Here is a 23635-nt window from a genome sequence, read left to right as displayed (position 1 = left end):
GTGGGATTAAACGATCAGGCGGTTGCCGCCCGATGAGGTGTTTGCTCGGCGCCGAGGCGGTAGATCCGTCCGGCAAATTCGGCCGTGATGCGCTCTTCCTTGATGTCGCGGCGAATGGCCTCCAGGGACCGGCCGGAGGGCTCGCCGTAACCGCCGCCGCCGGGGGTCACCAGCTCGACCACCTGTCCCGCCTTCAACTGCACGGTTCCCGGCAGGTTCTGCGCGCCGTTTCCGAAATCAAAATGCGAACCGGTAGCCTGCAGACCGCCTTCAAGTCCCCAGGGGTAGACTGACAGCCGTCCACCCTCGACGCTGAACCGGCAATCGGCCTCGATGCGATAGACGCGCCGCAGCCCCATGCCGCCGCGCCATGTGCCGGCCCCGGCCGAGCCGTTGACGAGTTCATAGCGCAGCAGCGTCAGAGGATATTCCAGCTCGAGCGCTTCGACCGGAAGGTTGGAGGTATTCGTCATATGGACATGGACGCCGCTCAGCCCGTCTGCCGTGGGACGCGCCCCACCGCCGCCGCCGATGGTCTCGAGATAGACCCAGAGCGAACCATCTTCACGTGTGCCAGTGAAGAGAGCGCCGGTGCAGGCACCATTGCCTGCGGCCGTCACCCTGCCGGGCAAAGCTTTCGCCAGTGCGCCCTGGACAAGGTCGGCAACGCGTTGGCAAGCGGCGATACGTCCGTCGACAGCTGCAGGGTGCTTGCAGTTGAGCAGCGATCCGTGTGGCGCCTCCACGCTGATCGGCCGCGACAGACCGGCGTTCGGCAGGATGGTCGGGTCGATGACCGCCTTGACGGCATAGTAGCAGGTCGCAAGCAGGGCCGTGTAAATGACGTTCAGCCCGGCGGGGACCTGCGGCGGCGCATCGAAGGCGATGTGCATCGCGTCGCCACTGATGGTGATGTCCACCTTGAGCTCCATGATATCGGAGAACTGGTTGCTGTCGAAGTAGTCCGTGAAGCTGTAGACACCGTCGGGAATGGCGGCGATGCCGGCACGCATCTTGCGCTCTGCGTAGTCCTGAAGGGCGTCGCCGGCAGCCAGAACGAGATCCGCGCCGTATTTCGTGCAGAGATCCTGCATGCGCTGGACACAGAGCCGGTTGGCTGACATCTGGGCGCGCAGGTCCGACAACCGCTCGTGCGGGACCTGGCAGTTCAGCAGGAACATGTCCTGCAGATCCTTCTGCAACTGGCCTTGGCGATAGAGTCGCACGGGGGGGATGCGCAGACCTTCCTGATAGATATGGGCGTGGCCGCGGTCGGCGAAGTCGGCGTGGTGGGCGGTGTTGACGGCCCATCCAACCATCGTCTCGCCATGAAAGATGGGTTCTGCGAGTACGATATCCGGCAGATGCGTTGCGCCGCCCTCGTAGGCGTCGTTGCCCATGAACACGTCGCCCGGCTTGATATCGTCGGCGGCGAAGCGCTTGTTGATATGCGGGATGATGCCGATGAAGCTGCCGAGGTGCATCGGAATATGCTCGGCCTGGCACAGGGTGTTTCCGTGCCGGTCGAAGAGGGCGGTCGAGCAATCGCGCCGCTCCTTGATGTTGGTCGAGTAGCTGGCACGCACCAGCGCCTCTCCCATCTCCTCGACGATCGATGTCAGCGCGCTGCCGATGACTTCCACGGTGATCGGGTCGATCTTGCTCATGCCCGTGTCTCCAGAATGAGGTTGAGATAGGGGTCGACTGTCGCCTGCATGTCCGGGAGGATGACGGTGGTGGTGTCCATCTGCTCGACGATCGCCGGACCGGCAATGCGGTTGCCTGGTTTCAGTTTTTCACGGGCATAGACAGGGCAGGGCAGGAAATCCTTGGCCTCGTCCATATAGACCTGCCGCGAGCCGATGACGGCGCCGTCACAGGATGGGCCAGCATCCGGCAATGAGGCGAGCTCGGCCTTGTTGACGACACCGGCCGCCTCGAGCCGCAACGTCACGATCTGGATCGCCTCGCCCTCGGCGATGAAACCGAAGCGCTGCAGATGTGCCTGCTCGAAGCCCTTGACCAGCGCGGCAAGAGTATCCGGTCCCACCGTGCCCGCAGGTACAGAGACCTGCAGTTCATAGTTCTGGCCGACATAACGCATGTCGGCGGTCCGATTGACGACACGCCGCTCGGCCTCGATGTCTTCCTGATCAAACCAGGCTCCTGCCTGGGCTTCGAGCGCTTGGAAACCGCTGATCATCGGCTCGACTGCGTTCTCATCGACCTTCATCAGGCGAGAGATGGCGAAATCGGAACGCAGATCGGTCAAAAGCAGGCCAAGGGCGCAGAGCGTGCCGGGCGTGAGCGGCACGATGATGCGGCTCATGTCGAGTTCCTTGGCGAGCCGAGCAGCGTGAAGAGGCCCCGCGCCGCCGAATGCCATCAGCGCGTAGTCGCGCGGATCATGGCCGCGCTGCACGCTGATCAGACGGATCGCTTTTGCCATGTTCGCCGTGACGACTGAAATGATACCCTGCGCCGTCTCCATCAGGCCGAGTCCGAGCTGATCGGCCAGGCGCTGCACAGCCTCGATCGCGAGGTCGCGCCGGACCTTCATGCGTCCGCCGAGGATTTCGACGGGATTGAGGGTCTGCAGGACGATGTTCGCATCGGTGACGGTCGCCTCCGTATTACCGCGTCCGTAGCAGACCGGTCCGGGATCTGCCCCTGCCGAGCGCGGACCGACCTTCAAAAGGCCGCCGCTGTCGACAAAGGCGATCGAGCCGCCGCCAGCCCCGACGGTATGGATGTCCAGCATCGGCGCCTTGATCGGATAGCCATGCACGTTGGCCTCTCCGGTGAGCTTGCAGATGCCGCCCTGCAGCAGCGCCACGTCGCTCGACGTTCCACCGACGTCGAAGGTGATGATATTGTCGAAGCCGGCCAGTCGTCCGACCGCCTGGGCCGCCACGACGCCGGTGCTCGGGCCGGAAAGGACGGTGCGGACCGGAAGCTGTGCGGCCATGTCAAAGCCGATGACGCCGCCGTTCGACTGGGTCAGCTGCGGGGCGACCGGCACGCCGAGCTCGCTCAAGCGCAGTTTGAGCCTGTCGATATAGCGTTGCATCACCGGACCGAGATAGGCATTCACGACCGTCGTCGACATGCGCTCGTATTCGCGAAACTCCGGTGCCACCTGATGCGAGGCACTGATGAAGACATCGGGTATTTCTTCGCGGAGGATGTCGACCACGCGCTGCTCGTGGGCGCTGTTTAAGAAGCCATAGAGGAAACAAACCGCGATTGCCTTGACGTCCTCCTCGGCGAGCTTGCGCACGGCGGCGCGCAACTTTTCCTCGTCGAGCGAGCGATCCGTCGAGCCATCGCATTTGAGACGTTCGGGAACTTCCTGCCGGCGGTCGCGGCTGACGAGGGTTTCCGGCTTCTCGGCATTCATGTCATAGAGGCTGGGGCGCTTCTGGCGGCCGATCTCCAGCAGGTCGCGGAAGCCATCGGTGGTGATCAGCCCGGTTGCGACGCCTTTCAGCTCGATCAGCGCGTTCGTGGCGACGGTGGTTCCGTGACCGAGAAAGGCCACATGTGCCGCGGTGCTGCCGACGGTCGCGAGCCCCTCCGAGACGCCGCTTGCAATTCCGCGTGAAGGATCGTCCGGTGTCGACGGTACCTTCCAGATGTCGAGCTTGCCGGTTTCGTCATCGAACAGGCAGACGTCGGTGAACGTGCCTCCGGAATCAACTCCAATTCTCAATGCCATGTCTTCACCCTCTGTGGCCAAGGTTTTAGCGAGCGGATCAGGCCGCCTTGGTCTTCTTGAAACGATCGAAACGGAATGGCGCGGGATCAACGCAGGGCCGCGCGCCGGTGACGATGTCGGCCATCAGCTTTCCGGCACCGGGACCGATGCCGAACCCATGTCCGGAGAAGCCGCTGGAAATGAAGAAGCCGGGAATGCCGCCGACCGGAGAGATGACCGGAACCGCATCCGGCGTCACGTCGATCAAGCCGGCCCAGCTCTGCGTGATCCGGCTCTCGGCAAAGGCCGGAAATGCCTTGACCAGATGTGCAAGGCCCTCCCGGTTGAAGCGCTCGAAAGGTACGGGATCGAGAATACGCACCTGTTCGAAAGGCGTGATCTCGTCTGGAGCCCAGTTGCTGGGTGTCCGCCACTCTTCGATGAACCGATTGCCCACCCGAAGTTTCAGCTCGCGCCAGCTCTTGATAAGCGTTGGCACGAAGTCGGCGAACAGGCGGAAGCTGTCGGGCACGATGGGCGCTATATTGGCGTTGCGCATGGCAATCGAAAAACTGCCGTCCAACCGTCGCCGGAAGGAGAAATTGTCCGCGCCGACCGGCAGCTCGGGCACGCCTTCTACCGGTGTGGCCCGTGCCACGGAACCGAGGATCTTCAGCTGCGGAAAATCAATCCCCATATTCCCGCTGAAGAGCCGCGACCAGGCGCCGCCGGCCAGCACGACCGAGGAGCAGGCGATACGTCCGCGTTCGGTGATCACACCGCTGACAGCACCTGCCGAGCGCTCGATGGACCGGACCGCGCAGCCGGTGATCACGTGGGCGCCGGCGCGGATGGCGCCACGGGCAATCGCCGGTGCTGCCTTAAACGGTTCAGCACGGCCGTCAGTGGAGGTATGCAGGGCGGCAGTAAACCCTCCGGTCATGCCGGGCAGGTGCTGGCCCAATTCCTCGCTTCTCAGCAATCTGGAATCGAGGCCGAAATCGCGCGCATGCACCAGCCAGGCCTCGTATTCAGCCTCCTGGCGTGCGTTGCGGCAAAGATAGGCGATGCCGGTCTGCCGGAATCCGGTTTCCTCGCCGGTGCGCGCGTTCATACCCTTCCACAGAGAAAGACTTTCGATGGCGAGAGGCAGTTCGGAGGGGTCCCGCCCCATCTGCCGCACCCAGCCCCAGTTGCGACCCGACTGTTCGCCCGCGATAAGACCTTTTTCGCAAACCGCAACGGATACACCGCGTTCGGCCAGCTCCAGCGCCGTCGAGACGCCAACGATTCCGCCGCCGATGACGACGACATCCACCTTTGCCGGCAGGGCCTGAGCGGAGGGGACGGCGTCGGGAATAATACGTGACATAGTTCTATCTCGCCGGCATTGATCAGAGCATGTCTTCGAGCCGGCAATTCACCAGCATCTCAGCCATTGCTGCATTGTTGGGAAGCTCGATCGCGGTGCGCACGAGCGAGGCCAGGGTTTCCGGCTGGATCATCTCATCGGGCGTGACCTTGTTCGTGTAGGCGCTCATTTCGGTGCGCACGAAGCTCGGGCATATCGCCGTTGCCCGCACGCCCTTTTCCCAGGCGACATGGCGTGTCGTATGGGTCAGCCCCATCAGCGCGAACTTGGTCATGTTGTAGCCGACGAAGGCGTTTCTGACCCGCTTGCCAGACAGCGAGACGACGTTGATGATACGTCCGGCGCCCGTCGCTTCGAGGTGGGGCATGCAAAGACGGGTGAGGCGCAGTGGCGCCTTTACATTGACGGCCCAGAGCCGGTCGAGCGCCTCATCGTTATCGTCCATGAGTGACACGCGCTCACCGAGGCCGGCATTGTTGACGAGAGCGTCAATCCTTTGAAATTTCGCAGCAGCAGCTGCCACCCATTGCTCTGCCGTTGCCGGATCGTAGGCATCGAAATGCGCATAGTGCAGCCGATCATTTTCCGGACCGAGCTGCGCCTCCAGCGCCTTGACGTCGCGGGCGCCGAGGCTGAGCCGATAACCATGTTCGACGAGTTCGCGGGCGATTGCGAGCCCAATGCCACGGCTCGCCCCTGAAATCAGCGCCACGCGTGAGTGATGTTCTGGTGTCATTGTCCATTCCCCCCTGACGTTACTGCCCGGTCGCGCATTCGTTTGCATTGACGGTAAGCGGGCTTTTCATTTCTGGCAAGCTGGAATTTGGTAGAAATCTCAAAAAAGCTTCAAAAACTCCCATCAAAGAAAAGTTTCTTCCAAAATACAAACGTATGCTTGACGGAGTTTGGCGCTTTATGCCTTAATAATTCAAAATATGCGCATAAGCGCTCAAAAACTACGGGAACGGGCTCTCCGGCAATGGAGGGCAGAAATCGCAGATCGGATCGCGGTATGCCGGGTAGGGAAATTCTGAGAATCGACAATCTTTCCGTCGCCTTCAAGACGGGCGAGGGCCTGCGCGCCGCGGTCAACGGCGTGTCACTTTCGCTGACATCCGGTGAAATTCTGGGTCTCGTCGGTGAAAGCGGCAGCGGGAAAACCATCCTGTCGCTGGCTGCGATGGGCCTGCTGCCGCGCAATGCGGTCGTGACGAGCGGACGTGTCGATTTCGCCGGCGCAAATTTGCTGACAGCCAGGCCCGACGTTCTGCGAAAGCTGCGCGGCAAGCGCATCTCGATGATCTTTCAGGATCCGATGGCGTCACTCGACCCGGTGTTTTCCTGTGGAAGCCAGATCATTGAGGCGATCCTGCTGCATGAGCGCGTGAACCGCCGGCAGGCAGGCGAGCGTGCCCGCGATCTGCTGGCCCGAGTGGGGATTTCCGATCCGGCGCGCTGCATGCGCTCCTATCCTCACGAACTCTCGGGCGGACAGTGTCAGCGTGTCATGATTGCCATGGCGGTCGCCTGCAAGCCGGATGTCATCATCGCCGATGAACCGACCACAGCCCTTGACGTTACCGTACAGAAGCAAGTGCTTGGTCTGCTGCGCAGCCTCAACCAGGAAATCGGCGCCGCCATTCTGCTCATCACGCATGATCTTGGGGTCATCTACGAGGTCGCCGACCGCGTTGCCGTCATCTACCGAGGTGATCTCATGGAAGAGGCCACCACAGGCGATCTCTTTGTGTCGCCGCGCAGCGCCTACACCAAGGCGCTGATCGCCTCGATGCCGTCTGTCTCCGCACCGAAGAGCCGTCTGCCCGTGATTGGCAGGGATGACCGCGGTGTGATCTCAAGTGTTGTCGAGGCCCGATCGGCGCTTAAGGCGCGACCTTCGTCGGAGCCGGAGGGCGCGACGCTACTCAACATCCGGAACCTGACAAAGACCTTCTGGACTCGTGAGAGCTCCCTTTCAGCGCCGCAGGCATTTAGCGCCGTCGACGACGTCAGTCTCGCGATCCCGGCCCGTTCGACGCTCGGTCTTGTCGGTGAATCGGGCTGCGGAAAATCGACCTTGTCTCGGCTCGTCATGCGCTTGATGGAACCGGACAGCGGCTCCATCGAATTTGAGGGTCGCGATCTCGTCTCGCTTGACCGCGACCGATTGCGTGAAGCGCGTCGCGACTTCGCCCTGGTGTTCCAGAACCCCTATGGCTCTCTCAATCCGCGACAGATGGTGACCGACCTTGTCGCCGCACCGATCGACATCCACGAGAAAGGACGCGATCGTGAGGCAACGGTCGCGAAGCTTCTCGACGCCGTCGGTTTGCCCCGCAACGCCATGCGCCGTTATCCTCACGAGTTCTCGGGTGGCCAACGTCAGCGCATTGTCATCGCTCGCGCTCTTGCCCTCAACCCGAAGCTTTTGATTTGCGACGAGGCCGTCTCGGCGCTCGATGTGTCCGTTCAGGCGCAAGTTCTCAACCTGCTGCAGGATCTGCAGGACGAATTCGACCTGACTTACCTGTTCATCTCGCATGACATGTCGGTCGTGCGCCACGTCAGCGACACGATCGCAGTGATGCAGAAGGGCAAGATCGTCGAAACCGGCCCTGCCGCAGACGTTTTCGACAATCCCAAGGCTGAATACACCCGTACGCTTCTCAGCGCAGTGCCGAAGATCGGCACGGCGCAGCTAACCGCTCTGGAGGCGCGTTGATGGAGACCCTATCGACATTTGTCATCACGCTGGGATCAAGGCTCATTACGGCGCTGGTCCAGCTATGGGTCATCGCGACCCTCGTATTTTCCATCATGTACATCATGCCGGGCGATCCGGTTCTGTTGCTGCTGGGGCCAGAGAGCAACCCCTCTCCGGAAACAGTTGCCGCGATGCGTCAGCAGCTGGGTCTCGACCAGCCCGTCCTGTCCCAATATCTCAAATGGCTCGGCAATGCCGCCACCGGCGATCTCGGCAACTCTCTCGATGGCGTTCCCGTCGTCGAGTACGTAACCTCCAGCCTTCCCAAGACCATCGAGCTTGCCAGCGCTGCGATCGTCCTTGCTGCCATCATCGGCGTGCCGGTCGGCATTGCGGCCGCTTTGAGACGCGGACGTTTTCTCGACGGTCTTTTGACGTCGCTCTCGACACTCGGCATCTCAGTGCCTGTCTATATTCTCGGGTCGCTTCTTATTCTGCTGCTGAGCCTCAAGCTCGGATGGCTTCCTTCGAGCGGCTACACCGACATTTCCCGAAACGCCTTCCTGCATTTTCAGAAGCTGACCTTGCCGGCAGTTACTCTCGGCCTCGGGCTTGCCGCTTCGATCGCCCGCATGACGCGCTCTTCGATGTTGGAGATCCTGGGTCGTGATTTTGTGCGGTCTCTGCGGGCGAGGGGAATGCGCGAACGCCGCGTGATCTGGCTTCACGTCCTTCGCAATGCGGCGATCCCGATCGTCACGATCATCGGTCTGCAACTTGGCAACCTGATGGGTGGCACAGTCCTGGTCGAGGCCCTCTTCAACTGGCCGGGATTGAGCACTCTTCTCGTCACGGCCGTTTCGAACCGCAACTATCCCCTGGTCCAGGGAAGCATCCTGACCATTGCGGCACTGTTCATCCTGATCAATCTGTGCGTCGACATCCTCTACAGCCTGCTCGATCCACGCATCCGCCGGAAACGCGCATGAAGACGACCTTTCTTTTTCGCCGACCGCTCGTTGCCTCCAGTCTGCTTGTCGTGACGGTGGTTCTCGCGATTGCACTGGCGGGGCCCATTCTCGCCCCGCACGATCCGCTCGCCATCAACCAGAACGCGGTCAACCAGGCGAGTTCGACGCAATACCTGCTCGGCACCGACGAGTTCGGCCGAGATATCCTATCGCGTCTCCTTGTCGGCATCCGTCCGACGATCCTGGTAGCGGTCATCTCCACCATCATCGCCGCCATAGGCGGCACGGCCTGTGGTATTGTCGGCGCCTACAGCCGGCCGGTGCTCGCCCTCTTCGTCATGCGCGGCGTCGATATCATGCTGAGTTTCCCGGCAATCCTGCTTGCCTTGCTCGCCGTCGGTTTCTGGCGCAGTGGTGTCGTCAGCCTCAGTGTGGTCATTGGCATAATCTTCATCCCGCAGTTTGCGCGCGTTGCGCAATCCGCGACCCTCCAGGTGATCAGGCAGGAATTCGTGGAAGCCGAGCACGCCATGGGCGCGCGCTACCTTCGCGTCGTCTTGCGAGCGATCTTGCCCAATATTCTGTCGCCACTGGTCGTTCAGGCAACATTGACGATCGCAGCGGCGATCCTGCTCGAATCCGGCCTGAGTTTTCTCGGTCTCGGCATCGTGCCGCCCGAACCATCATGGGGGCAGATGATCGGCACGGCGCGCGGCTATCTCAGCCAGAATCCGATGTATGTGGTCTGGCCCTCCGTGTGCCTCGCGCTCACCGTTCTCGCCATCAACGTCCTCGGCGATGCGCTTCGCGACCATCTCGATCCGCGACTTCGCGAAAACTGACAATCCTCAACAAAGAAAGGGAACATCATGAAGAGAATTCTCCAAATGGCTCTCGCTGCGAGCCTTCTGGGTCTGACCGCGACGAGTGCGCTCGCAGCCGGCACCCTTTACTTCGGCCTTTCGGGAGAGCCGTCGACCCTCGACACAGTCATCCAGCCCGGTACATCCGGCCGCACCGTCAAGCTGGCGATCCATCGCGGACTTGTAAATTATGGTGTCGACGGAAAGATCACACCGGAGCTTGCCGAAAGCTACGATATCAGCCCCGACGCAAAGGAATTCACCTTCCATCTGCGAAAGGCCACCTTTCATGATGGTTCTCCCGTAACCGCTGCCGATGTGAAAGCCTCTCTGGAGAGAATTCTCGACCCTAAGGGAAAAGCCGCCTTCCGCAACGAGCTTTCGATCATTTCCAAGATCGAAACGCCGGACGAAAAGACCGTGAAGCTGACCCTTTCGAGCCCATCGGTTGCGCTCGTCGACTATCTTGCACTGCCGGAATCCGTCATCGTGCCGGCGGCGTGGCTCGCAAAGAATGCCGATAATCCGACCGCCTCGCCGATCGGTGCCGGCCCGTTCAAATTCGCCGGCTGGACGCGCGGGCGAGAGATCGTCGTCAAAAAATACGACGGTTACTACAAGCCCGGCAAACCGGATTTGGACGAGGTCCACTACGTCTTCTACAGCGACGAGAATACGCGCGTGAACGCGCTGAAATCGGGCGACGTCGATATCATTGACTATGTTCCGGCCAAGGACGCTGCCGATCTTGAAAAGGGACCAGATACCGAGCTCTTGCGGAACACTGGCCCGTTCATGGGACTGCAGTTCAATACAAAATTCGAGCCGTTTTCGAAGCCGGAAGTTCGCCAGGCAATCGCCTATGCGGTTGATCGCAGCGTGATCATCAATACCGCCTTCAATGGCCTGGGCAGCCCGATTTACGGCATTGCCATTCCGAAGGGCTATATGGGCTATTCCGAAGCCAAGGCGAACTATTTCTCGCATGATATTGAGAAGGCCAAGGCACTGCTTGCCAAGGCGGGATATCCGAACGGCTTTGAGGCGCGACTGCTCGCGTCATCGCAATATAGCTTCCATCAGAATACGGCGATCGCCATTCAGTCGGAGCTTGCAAAAATCGGCATCAAGGTGAAGCTCGACCTGCCGGACTGGGCAAGTCGCATGGCCAAGGCAACCGCTGCAGACTACGATTTTACCGTACTCGGCAGCCTCGGCGAGATTACCGATGCCGACTGGCTGAGCAATTACTACTACGGTGGCGACAAGCTCGTCCGAACCAACAATTCCCCCTACTTCAACGATCCGCAGATCAACGAGTTGCTCGACAAGGGCAGGGCAACCATCGACAAGGACGAGAGAGCGAAAGTCTATGATGCCTTCGTCGATAGAGCGCTCGAATTGTCGCCGCTCGTCTACTTTATGTGGCGCGAACAGAACTACGCCGTCAGGAAGGGTGTAACTGGTTTTACGAACATGCCCGGCTTCCTGACATTCCAGTCGGGTCTCAGCATCGAGAACACCAAAGTCGAATGAACACGAGGCTACCGGACGCAAAGGTGTCCGGTAGCCTCGTCTCCTCGCCGCGCATCCGATCCATCCCGACATCGATCGCGTGCCGAAGCGCGCCTTGTTCTAACCCATCATATGACCTCGCAACCTTCGGAGCATCTCCGGGCCGGTGCGTTCGACGATGGTTTTGCCTGCACCGTCATCGTCTCCCTTGCCCTCGATCAGCGATCTGTTGTGGGCCATCAGGATACGGACGCTCGCGATCGCATGCGCGGGTGCCGCAACGACGGAAGAAGGTCTCGCGCCACACGGAGCATGAGCAGAACAGCGTCATCGGCGACACCGAGTGCCCGCCGAAACGCATGTTGAGGAGGAGATCTCCTCGTCCGATTTACACCCTGCGAGCTGTGATGATCCACGCGCGCGACTCAAAGAGTACGCCCTCCGTGGTCATATATGCCTCCAGCAGTTCGCGCAGCCGCTGCAGCGCCTTGTCGGGCGCTTCACCGGTTTGCGCCAGCGCGTCCTTCACAAGATAGAGCTCGACGAGCGCGTCAAAGGCCGTATCGACGTCCGGTCCGTAGAAAACCGGTTCTCGCACGTCGATAAAATCGATCGAAACAAAGCCGGCCGTCTTGAGAAGTTCTGCAGCGATGGTGGGATCGCCAAGCGAAAACGGCGTGGAAGCCTGTGCGGAAATCGCAATTCCCGGAGCCAAGGCTTGCCTGATGGCACCAGACCAAGCGTTGCGCTCCTGGCTCTGCCAGACCATCCACGCAAGGCGCGCGCCCGGACGCATCGCGCGGGCGACATTGTCAAACGCTGCCGCCGGATCGGCAAAGAACATGACGCCAAACCGGCTGATGCAGAGGTCGAAGCCCGCAGCCGGAAATGCGTGGTGCTGGGCGTCACCCTGCTCAAAGGCAATATTTCGCAATCCCGCTTCGTTGGAACGTCGGCGCGCAACCTCGAGCATTTCTGTGGAAGTATCCACGCCGATCGCCTCGCCTTCCACCGCGACACGGGCGGCCTCACGCGTCGTTTGTCCTGCCCCGCAACCGATATCGAGCACACGGTCACGTATTCCAACGGAGGCGGCGGCACGCAAATGCCCATTGTGCCGCTTTAATTCTGCATCATAGAAGTCAGCACGATCCAACATGTCCATCCTCACGTGGTTTTGCCTCGGTCACTTGACGAGAGTTCGGCATGTTCGTCGATAGCAGAAATGATCGTTTCCCAATCCTCGGGACGAATTTCATGGCCGTCGCCTTCGATCTTCACGAACTTCGCGTCCGCCACAGCTCGCGCGAGTGCCTTGCCGTGCGCGACGGGGAAAACTGGATCGTTGCCGTGAACGACGGGAGGCGGCACTTTGATCTCGTTCAGCCGGCTATGCCATGTCTGGTCCCGGAAGTGCCGTCAACAGTCGTCACTGATCGAGAGGCTGGCATATCAAAGACCCCATACGACCGCTTCTTCGTGGCGTTTGATGAGGTGGCGCAAGTTTTCGAAACCGGAGCGGACAAATGTGGCAAAGTGGTCGACGGCGGGAGAGCGCGGCGCATCAACACGGCTGAGGATCGCCAGTGCCCGTTCGGGATGCGGAATGGTGATTGGCAAAGCCGTGATCGACTTGTCCTTGCGTTGCGCAAAGACGACGCTATGGGGCATGATCGTCAGTGCATCGGCGGTCTTCAGATAGTTGATCACCGCCATCAGCGAACCGCCCGAATAGCGGATCTTGAGTTCGGTTGCGCCGAATGAGAGAAGCAGCGCGCGCAAGTCCGCAAGCAAGGGACTGCCTGGTGGCGGTGCGACCCAGGGATATTCGAGAAGATGGCTCGGCTGCGGCCGCCGCTTCAAGAGCAGGGGATGCGTGACCCGGCAGGCGACAACGTTACGGCCGGGAAGAATCTGCTGAAACTCGAGCCCCGAGCCTTCATCGAGAATATCGATCGGGCAGATAGCGAGATCGATCTGGTCGGCTTTCAGCGCTGCCCTGAGATCCGGGAAGTAGCCGTAGCTCTGGTCGATGCGCACATCGGGGTGGCTCGACTGAAACTCCGCACAGATTCCGGCGATCAGCCCATCCATGAAAAAAGGCGTGCCGCCGACGCGCACGACGCCACTCTTGCCGACCCTGAAACTCTCGACGAGATCGGAGGCCTTGCGGGAGGCCGCCAGCATGACGAAACCATGCTCGGCGAGCGCCAGGCCAAAGGCTGTCGGCTGCAGGGGCCGACGGCCCCTGACGAAAAGCGGCTCGCCCAGGCGCTTTTCCAACATGGACAAGGTGCGCGAGACGGCAGGTTGTGCAAGTCCCAGCAAAGCCGCGCCTTCGGTAACGCCGCCGGTCTTCACGACGGCGGCGAGCTGGATCAGGTGACGCTCATCGATCTTCATAACGATCCGTTATATTATCTCTCAACAAAATCATCAATCGACGTGGCTCTGCCTGCTATTCTCCCCACACGTCGCAGAGCAAGTCGGGGAGGATTGGTATGGCGGGGCGCTCTCAACCGCTCACATTCAGCGAGGCGACATCGTCTGAAGCCTTCGCTGAGCGTTTTTCTGCCGACAGGGACGCCAGGCTAGTCGAGTTGCTCGCGGCCGCCGTGACCCATGCGCACGACCTCATCAAGCAATTTCGGCCGACCCAGGACGAGTGGCGAAGGTTCATCGCTTTCCTGACGGAGGTCGGTCACGCTTCGGACGAGCGCCGGCAGGAATGGGTCCTTCTGTCCGACCTGATCGGCGCTTCGGCACTTATCGAAGACATCAATTCGCGCCGGCCGAAGGGGGCAACCCCCAATACCATCCGCGGCCCCTTCTTCCGCGCCGATGCGCCTGCACGTGCCTCGGCGTCGTCGATCTCGCTCGACGGCATCGGCGAACCGCTTATGGTGTCGGTTCGCGTCCAGGATCTCGACGGCTTGCCCGTCGCAGGCGCTGAAGTCGTGACCTGGCAGGCCAATGCAGAGGGCTTCTACGAGAACCAGCAACCGGATCTCCAGCCCGAACATAATCTGCGGGGCCTGTTCAGAACCGATGTTGAGGGGTGCTTTTCCTATCGCTCTATTGTTCCGTCCGGCTACGGCGTGCCGGCCGACGGTCCAGTCGGTCGGCTGCTGTCTGCGGCCGGTTATCCCTTGCGCCGGCCGGCGCATCTGCATTTCGTCGTGCGTGCAAAGGGCTTCGAGACGATTACGACGCACGTTTATGACGCAAGCGACCCGCACCTGCACGAAGACGCGCTGTTTGGCGTGCGGCCCGAACTCATAACCTCTTTCGATCCCGTCGAGGTCGACGGACATGGTGCAAAGGCGGTGGAGCTTATCTTCGTCATGGTCCGGGCAAAACCGGGGAGGGCGGCATGATCGACGCGTTTTCCTATGCCGGCAGTCCGGCCCGGATTGTCTTCGGCGACGGCAGCAGGAGCAAGGTTGGAGAATGGATTGTGACGGCCGGCTGCAAGCGGGCGCTCGTCCTTGCAACGCCTCATCAAAAGGCGGATGCGGAGGCGTTGGCAACCGAAATCGGCTCTCTTGCCTGCGGTGTTTTTACCGGCGCTACCATGCATACGCCGGTCGACGTGACCGAGGCCGCGATGAAAATGGTGGCCGAAACCGAGGCGGATTGCGTGGTCTCGCTCGGTGGAGGATCGACGACCGGCCTCGGCAAGGCGATTGCCTATCGCACCGACCTTCTGCAGATCGTCGTGCCGACCACCTATGCCGGTTCCGAGGTCACGCCCATTCTTGGCCAGACGGAAGGCGGTCGGAAAACGACTGTACGTGACGCGCGGATCCTGCCGGAAATCGTTATCTACGACCCGGCCTTGACCCTGGGGCTACCGGTTTCGATGAGTGTGACGAGCGGCCTCAATGCCATGGCGCATGCCGTCGAAGGCCTTTATGCACGTGACCGTAATCCTATTTCGACCCTGATGGCTCTTGAGGGGCTGCGCGCTTTTTCCAGAAGCCTGCCAAAAATCGTAACAGCGCCCGACGATGCCGATGCCCGAAATGAGGCGCTCTATGGTGCCTGGCTCTGCGGCACAGTGCTTGGCACGGTCGGTATGGCGCTGCATCACAAGATCTGCCACACGCTCGGCGGCTCCTTCGACACCCCGCATGCCGAAACCCATGCGGTGATGCTGCCGCATACGGCCGCGTTCAACGCGAGGGCGGCAGCGGCAGAACTTGCCCCAGCTGCCAATCTCTTCGGCGGCTCGATCGGTGGCGGCCTGTGGGATTTTGCCAAGTCGATCGGCGCGCCGTTGACGCTCAAGGAATTCGGGCTGACCGAGGCCGATCTCGACCGTGCGGCGTCGATTGCCGTTGAAAATCCTTACTGGAACCCGCGCCCGATTGACCGGGGTTCGATCAGGGCACTTTTGCAGGAGGCCTGGGATGGCCGCCGACCAGCAGATTGATCGTCTGCCTGACTACGCACTCTTTGGGAGGAGAGGACAATGGGAGGACATATGTTTACGAGACGCAATTTTCTGAAGACGACGGCAGCCGGCGGAGCCGCGCTTGCCGCATCCAGCCTTGCCGCGCCGGCAATCGGTCAGACGGCGGCAATCAAGCTTGGCTATGTCAGCCCCCAGACCGGTCCGCTTGCAGCCTTCGGAGAGGCCGATAAGTTCGTCATCGATGCCTTCCTGGCGACGACCAAGAAGCTCGGCCTCAACTATGAGGTCGTGGTCAAGGACAGCCAATCCAACCCCAACCGCGCTGCCGAGGTCGCCAAGGAGCTGATCGTCGATGATCAGATCAACCTGATGCTGGTTTCCTCGACGCCGGAGACGACCAATCCGGTCTCGACGACCTGCGAAGGCGAGGGCATGCCCTGCATTTCCACGGTCGCGCCCTGGCAGCCCTGGTTCATCGGCCAGCAGGGCAATCCGGGCGATCCTGCTTCCTGGAAGTCCTTCGACTATGCCTATCATTTCTTCTGGGGCCTGGAGGATATCATTGCTGTCTTCACCGGCATGTGGGGACAGATCGAAACCAACAAGAAGATCGGCGGGCTCTTTCCGAATGACGGGGATGGCAATGCCTGGGGCGACAAGGTCGTCGGCTTCCCGCCGGTGCTTGAAAAGCTCGGCTATGGGCTGACGGACACGGGTCGCTATCAGAACCTGACGGACGATTTCTCCGCGCAGATCAACGCCTTCAAGCAGGCCGGCACGGATATTCTGACCGGCGTGATGATCCCGCCGGATCTCACCACCTTTTGGAACCAGGCCAAGCAGCAGGGCCTGAAGCCAAAGATCGCCTCGATCGGCAAGGCGCTGCTCTTTCCGCAGACGGTTGAGGCGCTCGGAAATGCCGGCCACAATCTGTCGACGGAAGTCTGGTGGACACCGAGCCATCCGTTCAAATCGTCACTGACGGGCGAGACGACGGCTGCCGTCGCGGATGCCTTTACGAAATCCACCGGCCGTCCCTGGACGCAGCCGATCGGCTTTGCCCATGCACTGTTGGAGCTTGCGGTCGATGTCATGAAGCGTGCCGGCGATGTCAGTGACGGTGATGCCGTAGCAAAAGCGATCGGCGAGACCAAGCTCGACACGCTTGTCGGACCGATTGCCTGGGGCAATGAGAAGCTTCCGCCCTTCGCCCAGAAGAACGTCGCCAAGACGCCGCTGGTCGGCGGTCAGTGGCGGCTGAAATCGGGCGGTGGTTACGATCTCATCGTCGTCGAAAACGGCCTTGCACCGAACGTGCCGCTCGGCGGCAAGCTCGAAGCGCTGGCGTAAGGCACATCCGCCCGGCTTTGCGGCCGGGCGGATCTTTGCGGAGATTGGCCGATGCCCATCCTGGAACTCAATGCTGTCTCGAAATCCTTCGGCGCGCTCGTCGTTGCCGAGGATATCCGCTTTTCGGTCGAGCCGGCCGAAGCGCTCGGCGTCATCGGGCCGAACGGTGCCGGCAAGTCCACGCTCTTCAACCTGATCAACGGCAATCTGTCCGTTGCGGGCGGGGCAATCCGCTTTGACGGCCGGGACGTTACTCATACGCCGCCGATGCAGCGCTGCCTTGCCGGCATGGGCCGCACCTTCCAGATCCCGCAGCCCTTCGAGCGTCTGACCGTCTATGAAAACCTGCTCGTCGCAGGCGCTTTCGGCACCCGGGCGAGCGAAGCCGATGTCGCCGGTTTCTGCGCCGACATCCTGGTCGAGACCGGCCTGATCGCCAAGGCCAACAGACAGGCGGCATCGCTGACCCTTTTGGAGCGCAAGCGGCTGGAGCTTGCCCGCGCGCTTGCGACCCGGCCGAAGCTCCTGCTCCTCGACGAAATCGCCGGTGGCCTGACGGAGGGCGAGTGCCGGCAGTTGGTGGCGACGATCAGGCGCATTCACCAGCGCGGCATGACCATCATCTGGATCGAGCATGTGCTGCACGCGCTGACCGCTGTCGCCGAGCGCATCCTGGTCCTCAATTTCGGGCGTGTCGTCGGCATCGGTGCACCGGAGGCGATCATGGCCTCGGACGAGGTGCGCGCTATCTATCTCGGCATGGAGGTCTGATGGCAAGCCTTCTTGAAACCCGCGGCCTGACGGCCTTTTACGGCGACTTCCAGGCCGTTTTCGGCATCGACATTGATCTCGATGCCGGCGAGACGATTGCCGTCATCGGCGCCAACGGGGCCGGCAAGTCGACGCTGATGCGCTCGGTCGCGGGTGTGATTGCCAACCGGGCGGATATGGTCCTGCATGAGGGCGAGGCGATTGGTGCGATGCCTGCTTTCGATATCGTGCGCCGCGGCATTGCTCTCGTGCCGGAAGGGCGCAAGCTCTTTGCCTCGCTGACGGTGGAAGAAAATCTGCAGGTCGGCAGCTACGGCTGCAAGCGATCCGGCCCCTGGTCGCTGCAAAGCGTCTACGCGCTGTTTCCGATCCTGAAAGAAAGGCGCAGCAATCCGGCGACTGCGCTTTCGGGCGGCCAACAACAGATGGTGGCAATCGGCCGTGCCCTGATGTCGAACCCGGAGATCTTGCTCTGCGATGAGCTCAGCCTCGGTCTGGCGCCCGTCGTCATCAAGGATATCTACGCAGCCTTCAGCCGCATTCGCGCATCCGGCATGGCGATCGTCGTCGTCGAGCAGGATATCGCCCAGGCCCTGAAGGTCGCCGATCGCGTCTATTGCATGATGGAGGGACGGATCACCCTGAGCGGGCGCCCGGCCGACCTCGATCGGGCCGACATCCACGCAGCCTATTTTGGAGCGGAGAGCAATGAACTGGCTTGATACGCTTCTTCAGGGCGTGTTGCTCGGCGGGCTCTATGCCCTGTTTGCGGCCGGCCTCAGTCTGGTGTTCGGCATCATGCGGCTTGTCAATCTTGCCCATGGCGACCTCATCGTGCTGGCAGCATTTTTGATTCTGCTTCTCGTTTCGTCGCTCGGGCTCGATCCATTCATTGCGGCGCTGATCGCAGCGCCCTTGATGTTTGCGATCGGCTGGCTGCTGCAGTACCACCTTCTCAATCGCACGCTTGGCAAGGATGTCTTGCCGCCACTGCTTGTGACATTCGGCCTGTCCATCGTCATCCAGAATGGTCTTCTGGAGGTCTTCACTGCCGACAGCAGAAGGATTTCCGCCGGATCGCTTGAGACTGCCTCGGTGCAGGTGGGCGGCATCAATGCCGGACTGATGCCGCTTCTGACCTTCGGCTCGGCGGTCGTGGTCGTCGTCGCTTTGAACCAGCTCGTCTATCGCACGGCCCTCGGGCGCGCCTTCCGCGCCACGTCGGACGATGTGATCACCGCCGGCCTGATGGGTATCCGTCCGAACTCGATCTTTGCCATCGCCACGGGACTGGCGATGATGATCGTGACCGTTGCCGCGCTCTATCTCGGCATGCGGGCAAATTTCGATCCGACCGCCGGGCCCGCGCGACTGATCTATGCTTTCGAGGCTGTGATCATCGGCGGTCTTGGATCACTCTGGGGCACGCTTGCCGGCGGCGTCATCCTCGGACTTGCGCAGACGATCGGTGCCGCCATCAATCCGGAATGGCAGATCCTTGCCGGGCATATCGCCTTCCTGATCGTTCTGCTCCTGCGGCCGCGCGGCCTCTTTCCGCGCGCTGTCGATTGAGGCCGCGCCATGACCACGGGTTTGGAAACCATGACAACCGATAGTCAAGCATCCCCGGATTGGAGGATCGAAACAGGCACGCGGCTGTCCCAGATCTTTTCACTGGTCTGCCTGGTTGTGCTCGCCGGCCTTGCGGCAGCACCGCTTTTCCTGCCACGCGGCGTGGTGCAGGACCTGTTCTTCATCCTGACGATGTTGACCCTGGCGCAGAGCTGGAACCTGCTTGCCGGCTATGCGGGGCTGATTTCGGTCGGCCAGCAACTCTTTGTCGGCTGCGGCGCCTATGCTCTCTTCGGCCTCGTCATTCTGGCCGGGCTCGATCCGATCGTCGCCATCCCGCTTGCGGGCGTCGCCGCCATGGTGATTGCCCTGCCGACCGCTTTCTTCGCCTTTCGCCTCTACGGCCCGTATTTTGCGATCGGCACCTGGGTTATCGCCGAAGTCGGACGACTGCTGCTTGCCCAATGGAAGGCGCTCGGCGGTGGTACCGGCACGTCGCTGCCGCGGGATGCGACCCGCGACATGCTGGGCATCTCGCTGCTTGAAGACTGGTTCGGCATGCGGGCTGCCGCGGCAGCCGATGCCCTGTCCTTCTGGCTTGCGCTGATCGTCGCGGCCGCAACGATTGCGACCGTCTACAAGCTGTTGCGCAGCCGCCAGGGTCTCGGGCTTGCGGCGGTGCGCGACAACGAGACGGCTGCGCGTGCACTCGGCGTCGATGCACGCCGGCTGAAGACGATGATCTACCTGCTCACGGCCTTCATTACCGGCACCATCGGCGCGCTCATCTATCTCCAGAAGGGGCGGATATCGCCTGATGCCGCCTTCTCGCTGACCGACTGGACGGCCTATGTCATCTTCATCACGGTCATCGGTGGGATAGGCACGATCGAAGGGCCGATCCTTGGCGTGCTGGTCTTCTTTTTCCTGCAGAACGCCTTTTCGGCCTACGGCTCCTGGTACCTTCTGGCGCTCGGGGCGCTTGCCATCGTCACCATGCTGTTTGCGCCCCGGGGGCTCTGGGGGCTGATATCCGACCGCACCGGTTGGGAACTCTTTCCGGTTCGCCGCCTGCTCAGGGGCGGACCTGTTCTACCAGATGAAAAGGGAGGGCCGAATGGCTGATATCACCACCGACGTCTTGATCATAGGAACGGGACCTGCGGGCTCGGCGACTGCCGCATTGCTGGCGAGCTACGGTCTGGAGCCGCTCGTGATCAATCGCTATCGCTGGCTCGCCAATACGCCGCGCGCGCATATCACCAACCAGCGCACGATGGAGGTTCTGCGCGATCTCGGCCGGGATGTCGAGGACGAGGCCTATCTGTTTGCGACCGAACAGGACCTGATGGGGCAAAACGTCTTCTGCACGGCGGTCGCCGGCGAGGAAATCGGCCGCATGCAGAGCTGGGGCAATCATCCGCTGTCGCGCGCCGAACATATACTGTCCTCGCCGGGGCGGATGAACGACCTGCCGCAGACCTATATGGAGCCGCTCCTCTTCAAGACGGCCTGTTCGCGCGGCGCCCAGTCGCGCATGTCGACCGAATATCTGAGCCACGTCCAGGACGCTGACGGTGTCACGACGACATGCCTCGATCGCCTGATGGGGAAGGAAGTGACGATCCGCTCGAAATTCCTCGTCGGCGCGGACGGCGGCAATTCGAAGGTGGCCGAACATGCCGGCCTGTCCTTCGAGGGCCGGATGGGCGTCGCCGGCTCGATGAACATTCTCTTCGAGGCGGATCTGTCGCGCTATGTCGCCCATCGCCCCTCCGTGCTTTACTGGGTGCTGCAGCCGGGTGCCGACGTCGGCGGCATCGGCATGGGCCTCGTGCGCATGGTGCGGCCGTGGAACGAGTGGCTGATCGTCTGGGGCTACGACATTAACCAGCCGGCGCCTGCCGTCGACAGCGCCCTTGCCACCAAGGTCGTGCGCGAACTGGTCGGCGTTCCCGAGCTTGAGCCGAAGATCAAGTCGGTCTCCACCTGGACGGTCAACAATATGTATGCGACGACCCTGTCGAGCGGCCGGGTCTTCTGCATGGGCGACGCTGTGCACCGACACCCGCCATCGAACGGCCTCGGTTCCAACACTTCGATCCAGGACGGGTTCAACCTCGCCTGGAAGCTTGCCATGGTGATCAGAGGGCAGGCGGGAATGGGTCTTCTCGACAGCTATCAGGCCGAGCGCGCGCCTATCGCCAAACAGATCGTCACCCGCGCCAACAAGTCGATCGAGGAATTTGGCCCGATCTTCAAGGCGCTTGGCCTGCTCGACTCAGTCGATCCGGTGAAGATGCAGCAGAACATGGACGCGCGTTGCGATGACGGCGAGGCCGCCGAGCGCCAGCGCGCCGCCATCCGCGATGCCATTGCCTACAAGGTCTATGAATTCGACGCCCATGGTGTCGAAATGAACCATCGCTATGCATCGATGGCAGTCGTCAAGGACGGCCAACCGGAGCCTGCCTTCGAAAAGGACGCCGAACTTCATTGCCAGCCGACGACATGGCCCGGTGCGAGGCTGCCGCATGTCTGGCTGTTCGGGACGCAGGGCGAAAAGGTTTCCAGCCTCGATCTCACCGGTCATGGCCTTTTCACGATCCTGACCGGAATCGGCGGCGACGGCTGGGTTTCAGCGGCAAAGGCGCTGTCGAAAGAGTTCGGCGTGCCGATCGCCGTCCATAAGATCGGTCCCCGGCAGGCCTGGCAGGATCTGACGGGAGACTGGGCGCGTGCTCGCGAGATCAGTGATTCCGGCGCCTTGCTCGTTCGTCCCGACCATCATGTCGCCTGGCGCTCGCATGCGGCGGTCTTAGAGCCGGAAGCCGAACTGAGCCACGTCCTGAAAATAATCCTGGATCGCTGAGGTCGTCATGGGTGCTGAAGAAAACGGTTATTTCACCGAAGAAAATTCCGTCGACGTCGTCACCAGCCGCAATGGCGGGGCAAAGAGCGCGCGGTTGAAAGTGATCATCGAGGTCGTCACCCGCAAGCTCCACGAGGCGGTGAAGGAACTGGAACCGACGCAGGAGGAATGGATGGATGCGATCCTGTTCCTCACGCGCACCGGCCACACCTGTACCGACTGGCGGCAGGAATTCATCCTGCTGTCGGATGTGCTAGGCGTTTCGATGCTCGTCGATGCGATCAACAATCGCAAACCCACCGGGGCCTCGGAGAGCACGGTACTCGGACCGTTCCACGTCGCCGATGCCCCGGAATTGCCGATGGGTGCCAATATCTGCCTGGACCACAAGGGCGAGGATATGGTCATCAGTGGCCGCATCCTGGATACCGATGGTAAGCCGATCGCCAATGCCGTCCTCGATGTCTGGCAGGCCAATGACGAAGGCTTCTATGACGTGCAGCAGCAAGGTATCCAGCCGGATTTCAACCTGCGCGGCGTATTCCGAACGGGAAAGGACGGGCACTATTGGTTCCGCGCGGTCAAGCCCAAATATTATCCGATCCCTGATGACGGGCCTGTCGGGCAGATGTTGGGTGCGCTCGGCCGACACCCTTTCAGGCCGGCGCATCTGCATTACATCATCAAGGCGGGAGGGTTCGAAACACTTGTCACGCATATCTTTGATCCCGACGATCCCTACATCCATTCGGACGCGGTGTTTGGCGTGAAGGAGAGCCTTCTTGCCGACTTCAAGCTGACCGAGGATCCCGCTCGAGCCAGAGAGCTCGGCTTCGAGGGAAAATTCTGGCAGGTCGAGCACGATTTCGTGCTCGCACCAGTTAAGTCTTAGGTTGGGGCAGGTCCGCACCGGTCGCGGCAATTTGGTCAAAAGCGTTCCATAGACCAAATTGAGCGGCCGCTCGTACTTCAGAGTCCGCAACGACGACACCCCCAGTCTACGCTCCGCGCCGTCCTTGCTGCCCGAGACGGGCGTTGAGTTGCGGAAATCCCACGTCCGCGCGTAATCTTTGTGTCCGGCCGTGATCTAACTGGTGATGGGGATAGCCAACCTTAGCTTCGGCGGGAAAGAAGCCGCACTGGCCCGGCAGCGACGGCGGAAGTCCCTCATTCGGGTCTTCCCTACGACGCTCCACAGGCTTGGGCAAAGGCATTGATCGATCATCCGGTGAGCCCTGACGGAATTGCCTATCATGCTCGCCATGACGATACCGAACTCTGCTACGCGATCTTCAACCGGGCTGAGTCCGCCATTGGAGAGGTGTCCCGTGAACTCGATCTCGATCAGGACTGGTTTTGGCGAGTGGGTGCCCCCTATGGAGTCGGCTTGGCACCCTAGAAGTTCAACGCACGATTGCGTTGGCGATCAGCTGTGAGGCGGTTCATCCAGGTACCGGCGGTAGACGCCGTAGCCGAAGGCACCCTCACACTCAGCGCTGCCTCGGTTGAAGGCCTGGCGGTGACGATAAGC

General features: G+C 61.3%; 20 protein-coding genes and 1 pseudogene. 14 read left to right on the top strand and 7 right to left on the bottom strand.

Going from position 1 to position 23635, the window contains the following annotated elements; genetic code table 11:
* Positions 1-14: 14 nt before the first annotated feature.
* The 4 genes from AB8B33_RS31600 to AB8B33_RS31585 are packed head-to-tail and all read right to left on the bottom strand — an operon-like array spanning position 15 to position 5805.
* Positions 15-1667, bottom strand: coding sequence for a hydantoinase B/oxoprolinase family protein (locus AB8B33_RS31600; RefSeq protein WP_439018388.1), 1653 nt, complete (start codon positions 1665-1667; stop codon positions 15-17).
* Positions 1664-3718, bottom strand: a complete 2055-nt coding sequence (locus AB8B33_RS31595) for a hydantoinase/oxoprolinase family protein (RefSeq protein WP_439018387.1) — start codon at positions 3716-3718, stop codon at positions 1664-1666. The genes AB8B33_RS31600 and AB8B33_RS31595 overlap by 4 nt, the downstream gene beginning before the upstream one ends.
* Positions 3719-3755: 37 nt before the next feature.
* Positions 3756-5069, bottom strand: coding sequence for an NAD(P)/FAD-dependent oxidoreductase (locus AB8B33_RS31590; RefSeq protein WP_439018386.1), 1314 nt, complete (start codon positions 5067-5069; stop codon positions 3756-3758).
* 22 nt (positions 5070-5091) lie between these two features.
* Positions 5092-5805, bottom strand: coding sequence for an SDR family NAD(P)-dependent oxidoreductase (locus AB8B33_RS31585; RefSeq protein WP_439018385.1), 714 nt, complete (start codon positions 5803-5805; stop codon positions 5092-5094).
* 276 nt (positions 5806-6081) lie between these two features.
* On the opposite strand from AB8B33_RS31585, the gene AB8B33_RS31580 reads away from it, so the two are divergent.
* From AB8B33_RS31580 to AB8B33_RS31565, 4 genes are read left to right on the top strand one after another with little or no spacing between them, the layout of a single operon-like run.
* Positions 6082-7791 (top strand): ABC transporter ATP-binding protein, encoded by a 1710-nt coding sequence (locus AB8B33_RS31580; RefSeq protein WP_439018384.1) that lies wholly within the window; start codon positions 6082-6084, stop codon positions 7789-7791.
* Entirely contained in the window at positions 7791-8762 is a 972-nt protein-coding gene (locus AB8B33_RS31575) for an ABC transporter permease (protein WP_439018383.1), read from the top strand. The genes AB8B33_RS31580 and AB8B33_RS31575 overlap by 1 nt, the downstream gene beginning before the upstream one ends.
* Positions 8759-9586, top strand: coding sequence for an ABC transporter permease (locus tag AB8B33_RS31570; protein WP_439018382.1), 828 nt, complete (start codon positions 8759-8761; stop codon positions 9584-9586). Before AB8B33_RS31575 ends, AB8B33_RS31570 begins: the two co-directional genes overlap by 4 nt.
* Before the next feature lie 27 nt (positions 9587-9613).
* The gene (locus tag AB8B33_RS31565; protein ID WP_439018381.1) at positions 9614-11143 is read left to right on the top strand and encodes an ABC transporter substrate-binding protein; all 1530 of its coding nucleotides are present in this window, start codon (positions 9614-9616) and stop codon (positions 11141-11143) included.
* Positions 11144-11510: 367 nt separating this feature from the next.
* On the opposite strand, the gene AB8B33_RS31560 is transcribed toward AB8B33_RS31565, so the two are convergent.
* From AB8B33_RS31560 to AB8B33_RS31550, 3 genes are all read right to left on the bottom strand, one after another.
* Positions 11511-12281, bottom strand: a complete 771-nt coding sequence (locus tag AB8B33_RS31560) for a class I SAM-dependent methyltransferase (protein WP_439018901.1) — start codon at positions 12279-12281, stop codon at positions 11511-11513.
* Between the two features lie 8 nt (positions 12282-12289).
* Positions 12290-12493 carry an alpha/beta fold hydrolase gene (locus AB8B33_RS31555; RefSeq protein ID WP_439018380.1) on the bottom strand — a complete coding sequence of 68 codons (204 nt, stop codon included), beginning with the start codon at positions 12491-12493 and terminating at the stop codon, positions 12290-12292.
* A gap of 81 nt (positions 12494-12574) precedes the next feature.
* The gene (locus AB8B33_RS31550; RefSeq protein ID WP_439018379.1) at positions 12575-13525 is read right to left on the bottom strand and encodes a LysR family transcriptional regulator; all 951 of its coding nucleotides are present in this window, start codon (positions 13523-13525) and stop codon (positions 12575-12577) included.
* Positions 13526-13623: 98 nt separating this feature from the next.
* Here AB8B33_RS31550 and AB8B33_RS31545 point away from each other — a divergent pair, with 98 nt between their 5' ends.
* The 10 genes and pseudogenes from AB8B33_RS31545 to AB8B33_RS31500 form a co-directional block, all read left to right on the top strand.
* Positions 13624-14499 (top strand): dioxygenase, encoded by an 876-nt coding sequence (locus tag AB8B33_RS31545; RefSeq protein ID WP_439018378.1) that lies wholly within the window; start codon positions 13624-13626, stop codon positions 14497-14499.
* Positions 14496-15557, top strand: coding sequence for a maleylacetate reductase (locus AB8B33_RS31540; protein ID WP_439018377.1), 1062 nt, complete (start codon positions 14496-14498; stop codon positions 15555-15557). The genes AB8B33_RS31545 and AB8B33_RS31540 overlap by 4 nt, the downstream gene beginning before the upstream one ends.
* A gap of 51 nt (positions 15558-15608) precedes the next feature.
* Complete coding sequence (locus AB8B33_RS31535) at positions 15609-16889, top strand: ABC transporter substrate-binding protein (protein WP_439018376.1); 1281 nt, start codon at positions 15609-15611, stop codon at positions 16887-16889.
* Positions 16890-16940: 51 nt separating this feature from the next.
* Positions 16941-17660, top strand: a complete 720-nt coding sequence (locus tag AB8B33_RS31530; RefSeq protein WP_113320729.1) for an ABC transporter ATP-binding protein — start codon at positions 16941-16943, stop codon at positions 17658-17660.
* Positions 17660-18382, top strand: a complete 723-nt coding sequence (locus AB8B33_RS31525) for a branched-chain amino acid ABC transporter ATP-binding protein (RefSeq protein ID WP_113320730.1) — start codon at positions 17660-17662, stop codon at positions 18380-18382. Before AB8B33_RS31530 ends, AB8B33_RS31525 begins: the two co-directional genes overlap by 1 nt.
* Entirely contained in the window at positions 18369-19232 is an 864-nt protein-coding gene (locus AB8B33_RS31520; RefSeq protein ID WP_439018375.1) for a branched-chain amino acid ABC transporter permease, read from the top strand. Before AB8B33_RS31525 ends, AB8B33_RS31520 begins: the two co-directional genes overlap by 14 nt.
* A gap of 9 nt (positions 19233-19241) precedes the next feature.
* The gene (locus AB8B33_RS31515; protein ID WP_439018374.1) at positions 19242-20357 is read left to right on the top strand and encodes a branched-chain amino acid ABC transporter permease; all 1116 of its coding nucleotides are present in this window, start codon (positions 19242-19244) and stop codon (positions 20355-20357) included.
* The gene (locus tag AB8B33_RS31510) at positions 20350-22104 is read left to right on the top strand and encodes an FAD-dependent oxidoreductase (protein ID WP_439018373.1); all 1755 of its coding nucleotides are present in this window, start codon (positions 20350-20352) and stop codon (positions 22102-22104) included. The genes AB8B33_RS31515 and AB8B33_RS31510 overlap by 8 nt, the downstream gene beginning before the upstream one ends.
* Positions 22105-22111: 7 nt before the next feature.
* The gene (locus AB8B33_RS31505) at positions 22112-22996 is read left to right on the top strand and encodes an intradiol ring-cleavage dioxygenase (protein ID WP_439018372.1); all 885 of its coding nucleotides are present in this window, start codon (positions 22112-22114) and stop codon (positions 22994-22996) included.
* A 282-nt stretch (positions 22997-23278) separates the two neighbouring features.
* A pseudogene (locus AB8B33_RS31500) lies at positions 23279-23503 on the top strand (RES domain-containing protein); the annotation flags it as partial.
* Positions 23504-23635: the final 132 nt, after the last annotated feature.

It is taken from the genome of Rhizobium sp. 768_B6_N1_8 (assembly GCF_051811225.1).
Taxonomy (GTDB): Bacteria; Pseudomonadota; Alphaproteobacteria; order Rhizobiales; family Rhizobiaceae; genus Rhizobium.
Note: the sequence above shows the minus strand (reverse complement) of the source record. Positions and strands in the feature narration are given on the sequence as shown.